The sequence below is a fragment of the Pseudoalteromonas sp. MM1 genome (assembly GCF_030296835.1).
GTDB lineage: Bacteria > Pseudomonadota > Gammaproteobacteria > Enterobacterales > Alteromonadaceae > Pseudoalteromonas.
This window is the reverse complement of sequence record NZ_AP027923.1, coordinates 765,865-782,610: the sequence shown is the minus strand read 5'-3', so window position 1 is coordinate 782,610 and position 16,746 is coordinate 765,865. Positions and strand designations below refer to the sequence as shown.

Here is a 16,746-nt window from a genome sequence, read left to right as displayed (position 1 = left end):
AGGTTATACTGTTTAAATACTAATTATTAAAAAAGTACCCCAGAGATTTAATGAATAAATTAATAACCTTATTTGTGTATGTATTGTTTAGTGCCTCTTGGGGTGTGTTTGCCTGCGAAAAAACGCTAACGGTTGCCTCGCACGATGCTTTTTGGCCACCCTATGTAATGGGTATTAATGGGCAGTTACAAGGTAAAGAGGTGGATGCATTAAATATTATTTTTAAAGATTCGCCTTTTTGTTTTGAAGTAAAAATGCTGCCTAACTCTAAACGGGCTTTTACCGAGCTGCGCCATGGCCGAATAGACATGGGCTGGGCGGCTAGTTTTACCCATGAACGCGCAAAATATGTGCACTTTACTGAAGCCTACCGCACCGAGGTAATGCGTTTATACGAAAACAAAAACAATCAGCATAAGGTTAATAACTTGGCTGATATTTTTAACCAAGGTTTAACCATAGGCGCTAACTTTGGTAGTTATTATGGCGAGGAGTTTGAGCAATATAAAACCAGCCATAAAAAACAAATTGAGTACACTAGCGCAACGAGTAAGCGCTTTGAAATGCTTAACAAGCAACGTATAGACTACGCGGTAGAAGACGCGTTAGTAGGCGATTACTTTAGTAAGCGCGGCAAAAACTTAATGGCGGCCCCTACCCTGCCCGCGGTTAATAAAAATCCAATACATTTAATGCTGAGCAAAAGAACTGTAACTCCTAATGAGGTTAACATTATTAATGCGCACATATTAAAAAACAAAGCGGCACTTAAGGCCCTGTTTGAATGAATGGTATTAGCAGTACACGTACATTTTTATTGATATTGATAACGTTATGGTTGTTTGCTGTAAAAGCACAAGCTTGCGATAAAACAATTAATATAGGCACTAACGAGCGCTATTGGCCGCCGTATGTGGTGTTAAAAAATGAGTATTTAACGGGCCTTGAAATAAATATAATTAAAACCATTTTTAAAGACTCCCCTTTTTGTATAAATTTTACGCTGCTTCCTAACTCACTTCGCGCTTTAGAAGAGCTAAAACACGGCCGTATTGATTTAATGTTTGCGGCGAGTAAAACCCGCCAACGAGAGGTTTACGCGCACTTTAGTGAGCCTTATCGCGAAGAGGTGATGTTGTTATTTCAGCATACTGACTCTGCAAATATAAGCTCGTTAACGCAGTTATTTAAACAAGGTTTTACAACCGGAGTTAACCGTGGCAGCTTTTTAGGGCATGCATTTAAAGCATTGAGTGATAAATATAGTAAGCAAATAGTACTTACCGCCGATGCCGATAAACGCTTTGCTTTATTAAATAAAAAGCGAGTTGATTTTGTAGTAGATGACGCGTTAGTAGCAAACTACTTTGCTAACAAATACACAGCAGTTTTACCCGTTGAGCAAGTAGCGCCTGTGAATGTAAATAATGTGCACTTTATGATGAGCAAAAAAACAATAACGCTTAACGAAGTAAATATAATTAACGCGCATATAGTAAAGAACAAAGCGGCGCTTAAGGCGTTATTTAAGTAATAATACCAATCCACATTAATACTTAATCATTTTTAGGGGCTAAACGTGTCGCTATCTGCGTTAAAAAACTCTCATTTACGACTGCATGGATGCAGAAGGTAGAGCAATGCAGGAGCAATTGCCGAGAACAACTAAATAGCGAATTTTTTGCCTTACTATCAACACGTTTATCCATCCTCAAAATAGATCACTTAATTATGCGGATTGGTATAAAAGGACGTTTTATGAAAATGTTACTATTAATACTTTTGTTTGCGCAGTTTAATACGCTAGCGTGCACTAAAACGTTAAAAATGGGCACTAACGAAACCAACTGGGCACCTTATTTAATTAAGCAGGGTAATACCTTTGTAGGCGCAGAGGTGGATACGGTTAACGCTGTTTTTAAAAATTCACCTTTTTGTATTGAGTGGATTTATTTTCCGAGCTTATCGCGGGTTCAGCAAGAGCTAAAAACTGGCCATATTGATATTACCTTTGCGGCAAGTTATACAAAAGCGCGCGCCGAGTACTCCTATTTTACTGATGTTTATCGCGATGAAATTATGCTGCTTTATAAGCATAAAAACGCTAAAAATGTGGTTGATTTGGTCACTCTTTTTGAAAATGGCGCTACGGTTGCGATTAACCGTGGCAGCTTTTTTGGCGCTGCGTTTGAAAAAATAAAAAAACACTACCCCAACCAAATAGTACTTACCGCAGATGCAAATACCCGCTTTGGTATGTTAAACAAAAAGCGCGTTGATTACGTGATTGACGACTCTGTTGTTGCAAAATATTTTGCTAAACGCTACAACACAATTTTACCGGTAAAAACAGCGCCAGCTATTAATGTTAATGGCGTACATTTTATGATGAGTAAAAAAACGATAACGCTTGACGAAGTAGCGGTAATTAATCGCCTGATTAAAAATAACAAGGCTACAATTAAACGCATTTATAGCCACGATTAAATTGCGACTTACCCTTACTGTTTATTTATAACCCAACATTCAAACGTTAAGTCCTTTCGCGCGAGCAAGCTCTAAGCCTACAAGTTTCACAAAGAGAATAAGCAATAGAAAACCTCATATCCACCGCTCGTGAACTTTTACTCCTCCACCTTTAATCTAAATTAGCTTGCTAATTCGGCCATCGCTTTTTGGCTAAACAAGTGCATAGTTACATAATGTTGGTTTTTAATAATCGTCTTCACAATTTCCTGATCTATATTCAAATAATCATGCACAAGCGCATTTCGTAAACCGATTATTTTAAGCCATGAAAGCAACTCATTATCAGTTAAAGCACCGAGTTGAGTTAGTTCGCTAAATGTTTGGTAGGCGTTACTGCTTGTCGTATTTTTATACTTTTTAAGCCAATGTTTAGATAAGCCAATACATACTTCTGTCATTAACTGTAGCAAACGCTCTGCGGCACGATAGTCTCTATTATTAAGTTGATCTACTTGGCTTAATTCGTCGAGCTCTTGCATATATTCATCAATATGTCGTGTTACTTCTCTTATATAAAGCGCTATTCCTGTATCAGTCATGGTTACTCGCTATCATCTCAAATTCAAACTGGCTATAAATACGCTGCTGCTCTCTCATCGCTCTAAGGCTATTTTTACCTAAAATTGCCTCCCCGTATTCCACGATATTGAATGCAAGGTAACTGGGGATTAAGTTTATATCAACGATTGAAATAAGCTGTTCGTTTAAACTAATTTCATTACTGATTTCTAATTCGAGCTCTTTTGGCCTTAGTCGTTTATCAAAAGAGCTTAGGTCAAAATTTTTAAAAGCGATCGCCAGATCAATATCACTATGAGGTTGCGCTGTACCTTTGGCGTGAGAGCCATACAGCCACACCACTTCAATGTCGCTATTTTTCTGCAAGTAATTAACTATTTGTTGAAAAACATTATTGCTCAAAACAAAAAACCATTAGTAAAAACTAAGATAATCATAACTTATCTATTTTATACTGAACACTAAAACCGATAATGCATGCTTATTTGTGTAAGTTGATTTTAAATGATGTATTCACTAAAGAAGCGCTAGATAAAAGACGCTAGGTTGTTTACGCAGACCCGTTACCCAAAGCCCCTGCTTTTTTCATCTCGTTTACCATCATTCATTTCTCTTTGTGCAATTTGCTCTCAAGTGAACTTTCTACAAAGAGAGCGAAGAGGCGCTGCGCTAAAAGAGTCAATTATAGATTGTGCTCAAAACCCGCTGTTTGTAACCTTTTGTTTGTTTAGATCTTTTTGCGTAACCAAAACAAACTGCCTTCGGTTGCTATCCAGGCTTGTTTACCAAGTGAATGTAGGTATAAAGCCACTTCTTCTTTACTACCTAAGTTGTAAAACTCAAAGCCGTCAGCTTTTAGTTTTTCTTGCCCGGTGAGTATTTTTATAAAATGTTTATTAAGCTGTTTAAGTTGCTTTTTGTATTGCTTGGCTTGTTTAGAGTCACCATTTTTATAAAACTCACTCAAGGCGCGGCTTGCTGTGGCATGGAGCTCTTCGCTGTCAAAGTCGGCCAAAAATGCATCTAACTTTTGCCACTGCCCTTTAATTATATAGCAGTTCATTAGCCAATGGCGATTAGCTTGATTATCCATGGGGTTTAGTTGCCACAGTGTTTCTAATTCATCAATGGCAAATTGTATATTACCTTGTAACGCATTGATTTGCGCGCGGTGCGCCCGTAAGATCATATAAGGCCGTGTTTCGTGGATCAGCCAAAAATGGCCTTGATTTTGTGCTATGTATTGATCTGTTATAACACCTTCGAACAGTTCAAGTAACGCTTCTATCGGTTCAAACGCACTTGGAGTAAAGTCACTAAGGATTGTTTCCATTAACTGTTCTATCATTTCGTCGTCAATCATTTTACCAGCTGCAAAATCATCGTGGTGCTGCTGATTTGTAAATTGTTCGTTAAACGCAGCTTCGTCTTCATCGCTCCAGTGGGTGTCTTCAATAAAACGAATGTTATAAAGCACATCGGCTACAAAGTAGGTGTAATTCTTTTTAAATGATTGCGCTAAGCCTTGATCGCCAGCAAATTTTTTCATTGCGGCTTGTTCAGAGCTAAACGCAATAAGTACTTCATTCAAACTTACTAGCGCCTCTTTTTGATGTTTATTTAGGCTACGTTTATCAATCAATTTAAGTGCCTGTAATGCCCCTTTACAGTAATTTGGTAATGGCATATTAGCTTTAAGTGAATCGCGGTAATCGGTTTTAGATAAGCTGCATTTAGTGGGCATTTTAAAATCTTCGAGCATCACTTTTTGCATGCTGTTATTGTAATTTTCCATCAGGCTTTCGACATACTTTAACTCTGCGTCAGATTTGAAATTAATTTCACCTAATAGGTCTGGCTGCCATTGGCTGGGCATTATTATGTCGGGCAGTAAGCCTAATCCTAAAAAGTAACCTTGAATAAAGTAATAATCTGGCTGCTTTACACTTAACTTACTCAGTTTTATGACTTCACTGCGAATTTTAGCTGGCGACATAACTCACTCTTTTTTGATATTTTTTACTACAATAAAGCCGTGTTCAAAAGCAATCAACTGAATTAACGTTTAAATAGGCTAGCCTTTAATATGCTTGGCCTGTATAATTTGCCGCCTTATTTACTCCTATTGCTTGGTCTATTTTCGCACCTGCTGCGCCCATAACCCTGTCAGTATTTTTCTAGGACACCTTTTTTGATCTCCACCGCAAATATTACAATGCAGTTTGGCGCAGAGCCGTTGTTTGAAAACATTTCAGCTAAATTTGGTAACGGCAACCGTTACGGTTTAATTGGCGCTAACGGCTGTGGTAAGTCGACCTTCATGAAAATTTTAAGCGGTGCGCTTGTGCCAAGTGCGGGTAATGTGTCGATTACGCCGGGGCTTAAAGTAGGTAACCTAAGCCAAGACCAATTTGCTTTTGAGCAATACAGCGTTGTAGATGCCGTAATTATGGGCGACGTTGAGCTTTGGAAAGTAAAGCAAGAGCGCGACCGTATTTATTCATTACCAGAAATGAGTGAAGAAGACGGCATGAAAGTAGCCGACCTTGAAAGCGTTTTTGCCGAAATGGATGGTTACACAGCCGAAAGCCGCGCTGAAGAAATACTAATAGAAGCGGGTATAGATAAAGAGTTTCATTATGGGTTAATGGCAAACGTGGCGCCTGGTTGGAAACTACGTGTGCTTTTAGCTCAAGCACTGTTTGCAAACCCAGACATACTGCTACTCGATGAGCCTACCAATAACTTGGATATTCATACCATTACGTGGCTAGCTAATGAGCTAAACAAACGTAAATGTACCATGATTATTATTTCGCATGACCGCCATTTTTTAAACTCGGTATGTACTCACATGGCCGACATTGACTACGGCGAGCTGCGCATTTACCCAGGTAACTACGAAAAGTTTTTAGAAGCGTCTAGCTTGCAGCGTGAGCAGTTATTAGCCGAAAACGCTAAAAAGAGCGCTGAGATTGACGAGCTACAAGACTTTGTTAACCGTTTTGGGGCTAATGCGTCTAAGGCTAAACAAGCCAGTTCGCGTGCTAAAAAAATGGAAAAAATAAAGCTAGATGATGTTAAAGCATCAAGCCGTATGAGCCCATCGTTAAGTTTTGACGAAGGTAAAAAAATGTACCGCCAAGCGCTTGAAGTTAATAAGCTTGGCCATGGTTTTGACGGCGAAACATTATTTAGCGGCGGCGACTTTTTATTAGAAGCGGGCGCAAAGCTTGCCATTATTGGTGAAAACGGTGTGGGTAAAACCACCTTTTTGCGCTGCTTGGTAAACGAGCTTAAATGCAATGAAGGCGAAATTAAGTGGTCAGAAAATGCGACCTTTGGTTACTGCCCGCAAGACAGCACAAAAGATTTTGATAACGATTTAACATTATTTGATTGGATGTCGCAATGGCGTACCGCTAAGCATAACGATTTAATGGTACGCGGCATGTTAGGGCGTTTGCTGTTTACCGCAGACGATGCAAATAAAAAAGCGCGTAACTGTTCAGGTGGTGAAAAAAACCGTTTGTTATTTGGTAAGTTAATGATGCAAGACGTAAACGTACTGGTAATGGACGAGCCAACCAACCACATGGATATGGAAGCCATTGAAGCACTAAATAATGCATTAAAAGACTTTAAAGGTACGCTTATTTTTGTAAGCCACGACCGCGAGTTTGTATCGTCATTAGCCACCCGTATTATTGATATTAAAGACAAACAAGTTATTGATTTTCAAGGTACGTTTGACGAGTACTTAGCAAGCATAGAAGAAAAAAAATAGCTTAAGCCTTAGCCGCGATTTTATATCGCGTCTATTTTGGGTTTATGTTTTTAGGTTTCAAACGTTAATAGTAGCCATGAGAAGCTGCGCTTCTAACGTGAGCAAGCTCAACAAATACAAGTCAGATTAACACCGGAGCTAAACCCTGCTCTGTAGACGCACAGCTTGCTGGCGTTTTAAAAGCAACGCTTTTAGCCTTATGTTAAACCCCTCGGCTAAAGCCATGAGAAGCTGCGCTTCTAACGTGAGCAAGCGCAACAAATACAAGTCAGATTAACGCCGAAGCTAAGCCCTGACCTGTAGACGCACAGCTTGCTGGCGTTTAAAAGCAACGTTTTTAGCCTTATGTAAAACCCTCGGCTAAAGCCATGAGAAGCTGCGCTTCTAACTTGAGCAAGCTCGACGTCTACAAGTCAAACTAACGCTGGATCTATCCTTCTAACCTGAGCAAGCTCGACGTCTACAAGAAAAATTAACGATGGAGCTTAACCCAGCCCTGTAGACGCACAGCTTGCTGGCGTTTTAAAAGCAACGCTTTTACCTGAGTGTAAACCCCTCGGCTAAAGCCCTGAGAAGCTGCGCTTCTAACGTGAGCAAGCTCAACGTCTACAAGAAAAATTAACGATGGAGCTTAACCCAGCCCTGTAGACGCACAACTTGCTGGCGTTTTAAAAGCAACACTTTTACCTGAGTGTAAACCCTCGGCTAAAGCCATGAGAAGCTGCGCTTCTAACTTGAGCAAGCTCGACGTCTACAAGTCAGATTAACGCCGAAGCTAAGCCCAATCCTGTAGACGCACAGCTTGCTGGCGTTTTAAAAGCAACGCTTTTAGCCTAGTGTAAACCCCTCGGCTAAAACCCTGAGAAGCTGCGCTTCTAACTTGAGCAAGCTCGACGTCTACAAGTCAGATTAACGCCGAAGCTAAGCCCAATCCTGTAGACGCACAGCTTGCTGGCGTTTTAAAAGCAACGCTTTTACCCTGTTGTTAAACCCCTTTGCTAAAGCTATGAGAAGCTACGCTTCTAACGTGAGCAAGCTCGACGTCTACAAGAAAAATTAACGATGGAGCTTAACCCTGCCCTGTAGACGCACATTGCTTTCGTTTAAAAGCAACGCTTTTCCCCTAGTGTAAACCCCTTTACCAAAGCCCTGAGAAGCTGCGCTTCTAACGTGAGCAAGCGCAACAAATACAAGTCAAACTAACGCTGGAGCTTAACCCTGCCCTGTAGACGCACAGCTTGCTGGCGTTTAAAAGCAACGCTTTTCCCCTAGTGTAAACCCCTCGCCTAAAGCCATGAGAAGCTTCGCTTCTAACGTGAGCAAGCTCAACGTCTACAAGAAAAATTAACGATGGAGCTAAACCCTGCCCTGTAGACGCACATTGCTTTCGTTTTAAAAGCTTGTGAAATAAACAGGTTTTCCTATATTTATTAAAATATATTAAGAAATGGCTCTCATGGTTTCTTCAACAAAACTATTAAAAGGTCGTTGCTCGTCTGCACACAAATATTATTCAGTCACCATATGCTGTGCGCAAAGAGCCGATTTATTTGAAAGCTTTGAGAATGCCTGTGTAGCCGCTCGCGCGATCTTTTATATGCAAAAAAATGTTAATACTATTTGCTATACCGTAATGCCCGATCACCTTCATTGGCTTTTTCAGATTAAGGCGCTCTCATTATCTGAGGTAGTTAGGCAGTTTAAAAGCTTAACAACCGTGAAGATTAATGCGCTTAGTGGTAATAAAGGTCCAATTTGGCAACAAAATTATTTTGAGCATCAAATCCGCAATGAAAGAGATTTAATAATTCAGGCTCGTTATATTGTTGCAAACCCATTAAGAGCTGGGATTGTGCAAAAGATTGAACAATACCCTTTTTGGGATTGTATATATTTGAACGACGGGGGTTGAGGGTATTATTTTTCAAGAACAAACAATGCTTTTACCCTTATGTTAAACCCCTTTACCAAAGCCATGAGAAGCTGCGCTTCTAACCTGAGCAAGCGCAACAAATACAAGTCAGATTAACGCCGGAGCTTAACCCTACCTTGTAGACGCGCAGCTTGCTGGCGTTTTAAAAGCAACGCTTTTACCTGAGTGTAAACCCTCGGCTAAAGCCATGAGAAGCTGCGCTTCTAACGTGAGCAAGCTCAACGTCTACAAGTCAGATTAACACCGGAGCTAAACCCTGCTCTGTAGACGCACAGCTTGCTGGCGTTTTAAAAGCAACGCTTTTCCCCTAGTGTAAACCCCTCGGCTAAACCCCTGAGAAGCTGCGCTTCTAACGTGAGCAAGCACAACAAATACAAGCTCAAAGCTAAAATTTAGATAATAAAAAAGGGGAGCGATGTTGCTCCCCTTTGTGCCTGTTAATATGATTTATTTAAGATCAAATCTGTCGGCGTTCATTACTTTTACCCATGCATTTACGAAATCATGTACAAAACGTTCGTTGTTGTCGTCTTGTGCGTAAAATTCGCTTAGTGCACGTAATATAGAGTTTGAACCAAACACTAAATCTATACGTGTTGCGGTCCATTTAATGGTGCCTGTTTTACGCTCAACAATGTTGTAAACACCTGGCTCAGACGGTTTCCAGTTATTGGCCATGTCGGTTAGGTTTACAAAAAAGTCGGTAGAAAGCGTGCCTACGTTATCGGTAAATACACCGTGGTTGCTACCTGCGTAGTTTGTACCTAGTACGCGCATTCCGCCAAACAGTACGGTCATTTCTGGTGCTGTTAGCCCCATTAATTGGCTACGCTCTAAAAGTAGCTCTTCTGGCGATACGCTAAAGTCGCCTTTAAGGTAGTTTCTAAAGCCATCGTGCACAGGCTCTAATGGTTCGAACGACTCAGCATCAGTCATTTCATCGGTTGCATCGCCGCGACCTGGCGCAAACGATACTGTTACATTAACACCTGCTTGTTTTGCCGCTTGCTCTACGGCTGCTGTTCCACCTAATACTATTAAATCAGCAATGCTGATAGGCTTAGCTAAACCTGCTTTAAATTTTTCAAGGGCGCTAAGTACGCTTGCTAGACGCTCTGGCTCATTGCCTTGCCAATCTTTTTGAGGAGCTAGGCGAATACGCGCACCATTTGCACCACCACGGCGGTCTGAGCCACGATAAGTACGTGCGCTATCCCATGCAGTAGTAATTAAGTCGCTAGCGCTTATGCCGCAGTTAAGTATTTGTGCTTTTAGCTCGCTAATTTCGTCATCAGACAGGGTGTAGTCAACGCTTGGAATTGGATCTTGCCAAATTAGGTCTTCGCTTGGTACATCTTTACCTAAGTAACACGCTTTAGGACCTAAGTCGCGGTGTGTAAGTTTAAACCACGCGCGGGCAAACACGTCAGAAAAATACTCAAAGTCGTCGTTAAAACGCTCAATAATTTTACGGTAAATTGGGTCTACCTTCATGGCCATATCGGCGTCGGTCATCATTGGGTTTAAACGAATTGATGGATCTTCTACATCGACTGGCTTGTCTTCTTCTTTAATGTTTACAGGCTCCCATTGGTGCGCGCCTGCTGGGCTTTTAGTTAGTTCCCACTCGTAGTTTAATAGTAAGTGACAGTAGCCGTTATCCCATTTTGTTGGGTGGGTAGTCCACGCGCCTTCTAGGCCCGATGTTACAGTGTGTCGGCCAACGCCGCCTTCTTTTGTGCTGTTCCAACCTAGGCCTTGCTCATGTACGTCGGCAGCTTCTGGCTCTGGGCCTAAGTGCTGGGCTTGACCATTACCGTGAGTTTTACCCACTGTGTGGCCACCTACGGTAAGCGCTGCGGTTTCTTCGTCGTTCATTGCCATGCGGGCAAATGTTTCACGTACGTGCTGCGCGGTTTTAAGTGGATCGGGTATACCATTAACGCCTTCTGGGTTTACGTAAATTAGGCCCATTTGCACCGCAGCTAATGGGTTTTCCATTGTATCGGGTTTTTCTACGTTGTCGTAACGCTCATCACTCGGTGCTAGCCATTCTTTTTCTGCGCCCCAGTAAATATCTTTTTCTGGATGCCAAATGTCTTCACGGCCACCTGCAAAGCCATAAATCTTTAATCCCATTGATTCGTATGCCATGTTACCGGCTAAAATAAATAGGTCGGCCCATGATAATTTATTACCGTATTTTTTCTTGATTGGCCATAGTAAGCGGCGTGCTTTATCTAGGCTTGCGTTATCTGGCCACGAATTTAGCGGCGAAAAACGCTGATTACCGGTGCTTGCGCCACCACGGCCGTCTGATAAACGGTACGTACCTGCAGAGTGCCATGCCATGCGGATCATTAAGCCACCGTAATGACCCCAATCGGCAGGCCACCAATCTTGGCTATCGGTCATAAAGGCTTTTAGATCTGCTTTTACTGCGTCTAAATCGAGAGATTTGAATGCTTCGGCGTAGTTAAAGTCTGTGCCGTAGGGGGTTGATTTAGTATCGTGCTGATGAAGAATGTCTAAATTTAGAGTATTAGGCCACCAATCTGTGTTTACTTTTGAAACAACTGAATTACTACCATGCATTACAGGGCATTTACCCGCTGTTGGCTTGCTCATTGCGAAATCCTTATTTATTTAAAATGACTTGTTTAGCACTTTATTTATAAATCGCTATTTAACGATTAGAAAATATACCGTAATAATATAGGCATACATTAGAGTGTACGCTACCTTTAAATAGGGATTTAAATCGATTGATACCATTGATAATTTTGATGTGCTCTATAGTTAATACAGCGGGAACCCAAAGTGATCATTAAATGGCTAGTTAATTACGCTCTAATTGTTGCTACTACTTGTAACACCTTGGCTCATGCTTGTTCTAAAACACTTATTATGGGCACAAATGAAACTAACTGGCCCAGTAATCTAACTCAGTTAAGTAGTGGCTATGCTGGTGCTGAGCTTAAGGTAATTAAGTTAATTTTTAATGGGGCTGATTTTTGTGTAAAAATCCAACACCCCCCTAGCCTTTCCCGTATTCATAAAGAATTAAAACTGGGGCGTATTGATTTTACTTTTTCAGCCAGTTACACAACAGAACGCGCTGAGTATGGCTATTTTTCTGAGCCATACCGCTTAGAAAAAATGAAGCTTTTTAAACATGCATCCAATCCTGATGTAAACACTTTAGCGCAAGTATTTGAACAAGGTTTTACACTTGCTATAAACCGAGGCAGTTACTATGGCCCAGAGGTAGCTGAATATAAAAAGCGCTTTGCAGATCAAATTGTATATACTTCGCATGCCAATAACAGGGCTGATATGGTAAGTAAACACAGGGTAGATTACTCTATTGAAGAGCTAAGAGTAGCGAGTCCTTTTTTAAAAAAATACGCTAATATGTTAATGGTAAAAAGTATAAAAAATATTTACACCAACCCAGTGCACTTTATGTTCAGCAAGCAATCGGTCACGTTGCAAGAGGTAATGACCATAAATAAATTTATACTGAGCAAACAAGCTGACATAGACAAAATATATCAACAGCACTGATGCTAATTTAAAAGCCACTGATCTAATTTATAAAAACTGCCGTAATGGTATATGAAGGGCTTGAAAGTGGCTTTTAATTAAGCGCACATTGGAATACCCCCCTTCACCATGAAATTAAAGTTGTTTATAAAGGTGCATTACTAAGCCCAATGCACCTTTACTTTATAACTCATTGAAATGTATTTTGAATAATTAAGTAAATGTTCAGATTAACTTGATTATTATGGCCACTCACTCCTGTTATTTCCCTGCGACAATTTATTGTTGTTTTAAGCAGTTTTGCCAGCCCACTTTGGGCTGGCTTTTTTTTGCCTAAAATTTAGTACGCTTTAAGGCTATGTGAACAATTATGCAAAATTGCTATGTTGTTTTAAGTTCAAAGCCAACACGCCCTAGTGCCAATAAGCCTTGCATGTTAAAGTGCGGTTAGTCACTAATAATTAACTTAGGCGTACCGATGCGTTTTTACATATCTATTCTATTTATTTGTTTTTTTTCGCTTTTAAATACTGTTAATGCACAAGAGTCTGCTGCACCAACAGAACAGCAACAGCAACAAGCGCTAGAACAATTAAATGAGCCCATGTATAAACCGCTTTTAGAACGCTATATTCTTGATGAGTTAAAAGCCGTTCGCCAAGACCAACAACAATTACGTGAAGACGTAACTAAACAAGTAACACACGCCCAGTTAGATACCGCCGACAGAGCGCTTATTTACACCACAGACACTATTAATAACGTGTTTTTTATTATTACTGCTACGGCCTCTATTTTGGTTTTAGTAGGTTGGAATTCGCTACGCGATGTTAAAAACAAAGTAGAAGATATAGTTAATACGCGTGTAAGTGTGATCACTGACGAGTACGAAGATCGCTTAAAAATTCTTGAAGAAAAACTGCGTGTTCGCTCAGAAGAAATACTCAGTAACCAAGAGCGTATTTCGGTAACTAACGAAGTACACTCGTTATGGATGCGTGCAAACCTAGAAAGCGACTTTGCAAACAAAATAGAAATATTTGACGAAATTTTAAAACGTAAGCCAGAAGATGTAGAAGCCATTGCCTACAAAGCCGATGCATTATTAGAGCTAAACGAAACCGCCAAAGCCATTGAGTTATGTAACCAAGCCATTGATATAGATAGCGACTACGGCTATGCCTACTGGCAGCGTGCGTGTGCGTATGCACTTACACACAAACATGCCGATGCTTTAGCCGATATAAAAATGGCTCTTGAATACTCACCAAACTTACGTAATGAGTTACTACACGAAAGCGCCTTTGCCAGCCTACACGACAACGACAGTTTTAATACCATAGTAGCGGGTAGCTAGAGAGTGATAGGCGGGTTATCAGCGTAAAGTGCAAAGCTCACAATAGCAGTAGCAGCGGCTTTATGCCGCGAAAAAATTCAATATGAAACTTTTATCATTGCGTTAGCTCGACGCCTACAAGTCAAATTAACGCAGGAGCTAAGCCCTGCCCTGTAGACGCGCAGCTTGCTGGCGTTTAAAAGCAACGCTTTTACCCTTATGTTAATCCCCTCGGCTAAAGCCATGAGAAGCTGCGCTTCTAACGTGAGCAAGCTCGACGTCTACAATGTTAACATTAGCGTTTAAAGTATAAATCGATGGCTTTGGTGAGGAGTTCGTCGAGTTGCTCTTCGAAGGTATCTATATCAATTTCAAAATGGTTTAAATCGGCTAAGCCCTGCCCTGTAGACGCGCAGCTTGCTGGCGTAACGAGCGATAGCTCGTAAATATTAAACCAATACAATCACAAAGAGGTGACCGCGCTTCGCTTTAGAGAAGTAACTAGCATCTAGCGCGAGCAAGCTTAGCGCCAACCTTCACTCCTCTTTTTTTCTCTTTGTGCAATACATCATTTGAGTAATGAGAAGCTGCGCTTCTAACGTGAGCAAGCTCGACGTCTACAATGTTAACATTAGCATTTAAAGTATAAATCGATGGCTTTGGTGAGGAGTTCGTCGAGTTGCTCTTCGAAGGTATCTATATCAATTTCAAAATGGTTTAAATAGGCTAAACCCTGCCCTGTAGACGCGCAGCTCGCTGGCGTAACGAGCGATAGCTCGTAAATATTAAACCAATACAATCACAAAGAGGTGACCGCGCTTCGCTTTAGAGAAGTAACTAACATCTAGCGCGAGCAAGCTTAGCGCCAACCTTCACTCCTCTTTTTTCTCTTTGTGCAATACATCATTTAAGTAATGAGAAGCTTCGCTTCTAACGTGAGCAAGCTCTACGTCTACAATGTTAACATTAGCGTTTAAAGTATAAATCGATGGCTTTGGTGAGGAGTTCGTCGAGTTGCTCTTCGAAGGTATCTATATCAATTTCAAAATGGTTTAAATAGGCTTTGGCCTGCACTCGCGATAGATTGCGGTTTTTTACGCTGTATTGACGTTCATCTTTTTGTTTATCAAAGCGTGGTAAAAACAAAAATTGCCCGTAATAAGGTGATTTAATATGCTTATTAGCATAACGACAAAAATCTTCTATGTGATCTGCGCCTTGCGGCCCTAAACACCCAGGCTCAACACGGTACATTAAGCGAATTTTTTTGTCGTCTGCTAACTGCATAGTAGGCCTTTTATTATCTAAAAAATAATACGCGGATTATTTTTCCATCTTTTATTTGGTAGCTCGAAACTAACTCTGAGCGTTTATCTACCACGTTTTCATCTGTTGAACAGGTTTCTGATAGCTCGTGATCTATTACTATGTCGCCGTGAACAATACGCTTTATTGGCGAGCTATTAATGCACTTTAATTTTTTAAACATTAAGCCATAACGAGCTATTAGTTTTTCTTTTCCTTTAAATAATAGCTCATTAGGAAAAATATAAAACTCTACATCTTCATCGTACATTCGAATAAATTGTTCGATATTGCGGGCGTTATAGGCTTCAACTAGTTGCTCTATAACAGCAAGCGACTCACGGGATTGCTTTGCTTTAGCTTGCTGTTTAGCGGTTAATGCTTCTTTGGCTTGCGTTACGGCTTTTTCTGCCTCGGCCACTGCCGCTGCTTTTTCTACTTTGTTTTTTGGTTTTTCTACCGGTTTTGGGGTTTCGTTGCCCAGTACTTTTGAATCATCAGGTTTTGTCGTATCTACTTTTGGCTTTTTAAGCTCTGGGGCTTGATACTCAAGTGTGTTTAACTTTTCATCTTTTGTTTGTGTTTGTGAATTGCTTACTTGAGTAGAGCTTGATGCTTGCTCGGTGCTTTTTTGCTCTTCTTGAGTCTCTTCGGTTTGCTCTGCTGCATAACTGATCAGGGCAACAGTAGCAATAAGCGAGGCAAAAATAATAGGTAACGATTTCATAACTTTCCTAATATGAACATATAACGCTGTTAATGCTGCAACATAACAAATTTGAGCGTTTTCGGGTAGCTATTAAATGATTGTTATACATTTTACCAATACTGCTCAACCGTTATGTGCCCTGGGTCTCTGCGTCGGTTTCGTTTAAAATTTTTGTCTAAAAGTATCTGGGTGGTGTCTTTTACCATTTGTGGGTTACCACAAATCATAAATTGGGCATTATTTGGGCTTGGGGCTTTGCGCGCCTTCCTAAATAGCTCGCCGTTTTGAATTACTGTAGTAATACGCCCTTTTAAGCCCTGCTGTGGCTCTTCACGGCTTACTACCGGCATATAGCTAAGTTGTAAAGGATGTGCGTTTATAAGGGTGTGTATTAAATTTTGATAACTTAAATCGGCATTAAAACGTACGCCGTGCACTAAATTTATCTGCGTGTATTTTTGCCATACCTCTTGTTGCTGCAAAATAGATAAAAACGGCCCTATTGCGGTGCCTGTGCCTAGCATCCATAACTGCTCACTCGGTGGTATTTCGTCTAGGGTAAAAAAGCCTGTGGCGCGTTGCTCTATTAATACAGTGTCGCCAGGTGTTAATTGCGCCAACCGAGGCGATAATAAGCCGTCCTCTACATTAATTAGGTAAAATTCTAAATCGGGGTTATTAGGCGCGTTTACATAAGAGTAAGCCCGAGCAATACGTTTATCGCCCTCTATTATCGAGAGCTTAGTAAACTGCCCTGCTTTAAATGGCTCTACATTTGCATTCACTACTAAGCTAAAAAGCGTATCGCTCCACCACGTTACTTTTTTTACGGTTGCATCTACCCAGTTAGACATAGTCAACTCCATAGCTTAACGGTTAAACAACAAAAACAATAAATGGTTGTAATTTATACACTAGCATTAACTTAGTAAGAGTAACACTGCGAGCAGTTACTTTTTAAAGGTAGCGCTTTTACTTTGGGTAACATTAGTTTGATTAAAAAGATGAATAGCAGCGGCTTTATGCCACGAACAAGTTTAATATCAAACGCGAGGAAAACTCGCTGCTACGCGGTTAGAGTG

Annotated in this window: 15 protein-coding genes; 7 read left to right on the top strand and 8 right to left on the bottom strand. The window is 40.7% G+C overall.

Annotation, left to right across the window (positions count from 1 at the left end):
* Positions 1-50: 50 nt before the first annotated feature.
* From QUE46_RS20185 to QUE46_RS20175, 3 genes are all read left to right on the top strand, one after another.
* A complete protein-coding gene (locus QUE46_RS20185; RefSeq protein WP_286248590.1) occupies positions 51-788 on the top strand; it encodes an ABC transporter substrate-binding protein in 738 nt (245 codons plus the stop codon).
* The gene (locus QUE46_RS20180; RefSeq protein ID WP_286248588.1) at positions 785-1,534 is read left to right on the top strand and encodes an ABC transporter substrate-binding protein; all 750 of its coding nucleotides are present in this window, start codon (positions 785-787) and stop codon (positions 1,532-1,534) included. Before QUE46_RS20185 ends, QUE46_RS20180 begins: the two co-directional genes overlap by 4 nt.
* 224 nt (positions 1,535-1,758) lie before the next feature.
* Complete coding sequence (locus QUE46_RS20175) at positions 1,759-2,487, top strand: ABC transporter substrate-binding protein (RefSeq protein ID WP_286248586.1); 729 nt, start codon at positions 1,759-1,761, stop codon at positions 2,485-2,487.
* Between the two features lie 161 nt (positions 2,488-2,648).
* On the opposite strand, the gene QUE46_RS20170 is transcribed toward QUE46_RS20175, so the two are convergent.
* The 3 genes from QUE46_RS20170 to QUE46_RS20160 all read right to left on the bottom strand — a co-directional run bounded on the left by QUE46_RS20170 (position 2,649) and on the right by QUE46_RS20160 (position 5,044).
* Complete coding sequence (locus QUE46_RS20170) at positions 2,649-3,068, bottom strand: DUF86 domain-containing protein (RefSeq protein ID WP_286248584.1); 420 nt, start codon at positions 3,066-3,068, stop codon at positions 2,649-2,651.
* On the bottom strand, positions 3,061-3,450 hold the full coding sequence (locus QUE46_RS20165; protein WP_286248581.1) for a nucleotidyltransferase domain-containing protein: 390 nt from the start codon (positions 3,448-3,450) through the stop codon (positions 3,061-3,063). Before QUE46_RS20165 ends, QUE46_RS20170 begins: the two co-directional genes overlap by 8 nt.
* 325 nt (positions 3,451-3,775) lie before the next feature.
* The gene (locus QUE46_RS20160) at positions 3,776-5,044 is read right to left on the bottom strand and encodes a UPF0149 family protein (protein ID WP_286248579.1); all 1,269 of its coding nucleotides are present in this window, start codon (positions 5,042-5,044) and stop codon (positions 3,776-3,778) included.
* Positions 5,045-5,239: 195 nt separating this feature from the next.
* Between QUE46_RS20160 and QUE46_RS20155 the strand changes: the two genes are divergently transcribed.
* Together QUE46_RS20155 and QUE46_RS20150 are read left to right on the top strand one after the other, a co-directional pair.
* Positions 5,240-6,835, top strand: a complete 1,596-nt coding sequence (locus tag QUE46_RS20155; RefSeq protein WP_337850198.1) for an ABC-F family ATPase — start codon at positions 5,240-5,242, stop codon at positions 6,833-6,835.
* Between the two features lie 1,456 nt (positions 6,836-8,291).
* Complete coding sequence (locus QUE46_RS20150) at positions 8,292-8,747, top strand: transposase (protein ID WP_286248577.1); 456 nt, start codon at positions 8,292-8,294, stop codon at positions 8,745-8,747.
* 468 nt (positions 8,748-9,215) lie between these two features.
* On the opposite strand, the gene katG is transcribed toward QUE46_RS20150, so the two are convergent.
* Positions 9,216-11,396 carry a catalase/peroxidase HPI gene (gene katG, locus QUE46_RS20145; RefSeq protein WP_286248574.1) on the bottom strand — a complete coding sequence of 727 codons (2,181 nt, stop codon included), beginning with the start codon at positions 11,394-11,396 and terminating at the stop codon, positions 9,216-9,218.
* A gap of 279 nt (positions 11,397-11,675) precedes the next feature.
* Between katG and QUE46_RS20140 the strand changes: the two genes are divergently transcribed.
* On the top strand, positions 11,676-12,335 hold the full coding sequence (locus tag QUE46_RS20140) for an ABC transporter substrate-binding protein (RefSeq protein WP_286248572.1): 660 nt from the start codon (positions 11,676-11,678) through the stop codon (positions 12,333-12,335).
* Between the two features lie 457 nt (positions 12,336-12,792).
* On the top strand, positions 12,793-13,671 hold the full coding sequence (locus QUE46_RS20135; RefSeq protein WP_286248571.1) for a tetratricopeptide repeat protein: 879 nt from the start codon (positions 12,793-12,795) through the stop codon (positions 13,669-13,671).
* A gap of 274 nt (positions 13,672-13,945) precedes the next feature.
* Here QUE46_RS20135 and QUE46_RS20130 read toward each other — a convergent pair whose 3' ends face one another.
* The 4 genes from QUE46_RS20130 to QUE46_RS20115 all read right to left on the bottom strand — a co-directional run bounded on the left by QUE46_RS20130 (position 13,946) and on the right by QUE46_RS20115 (position 16,518).
* Positions 13,946-14,113, bottom strand: a complete 168-nt coding sequence (locus tag QUE46_RS20130; RefSeq protein WP_286249270.1) for a hypothetical protein — start codon at positions 14,111-14,113, stop codon at positions 13,946-13,948.
* A gap of 503 nt (positions 14,114-14,616) precedes the next feature.
* The gene (locus QUE46_RS20125) at positions 14,617-14,937 is read right to left on the bottom strand and encodes a hypothetical protein (protein WP_004589283.1); all 321 of its coding nucleotides are present in this window, start codon (positions 14,935-14,937) and stop codon (positions 14,617-14,619) included.
* Positions 14,938-14,950: 13 nt separating this feature from the next.
* Positions 14,951-15,682 (bottom strand): nuclear transport factor 2 family protein, encoded by a 732-nt coding sequence (locus QUE46_RS20120; RefSeq protein WP_286248565.1) that lies wholly within the window; start codon positions 15,680-15,682, stop codon positions 14,951-14,953.
* A 92-nt stretch (positions 15,683-15,774) separates the two neighbouring features.
* Positions 15,775-16,518, bottom strand: coding sequence for a ferredoxin--NADP reductase (locus QUE46_RS20115; RefSeq protein WP_286248563.1), 744 nt, complete (start codon positions 16,516-16,518; stop codon positions 15,775-15,777).
* Between the last annotated feature and the right edge of the window lie 228 nt (positions 16,519-16,746).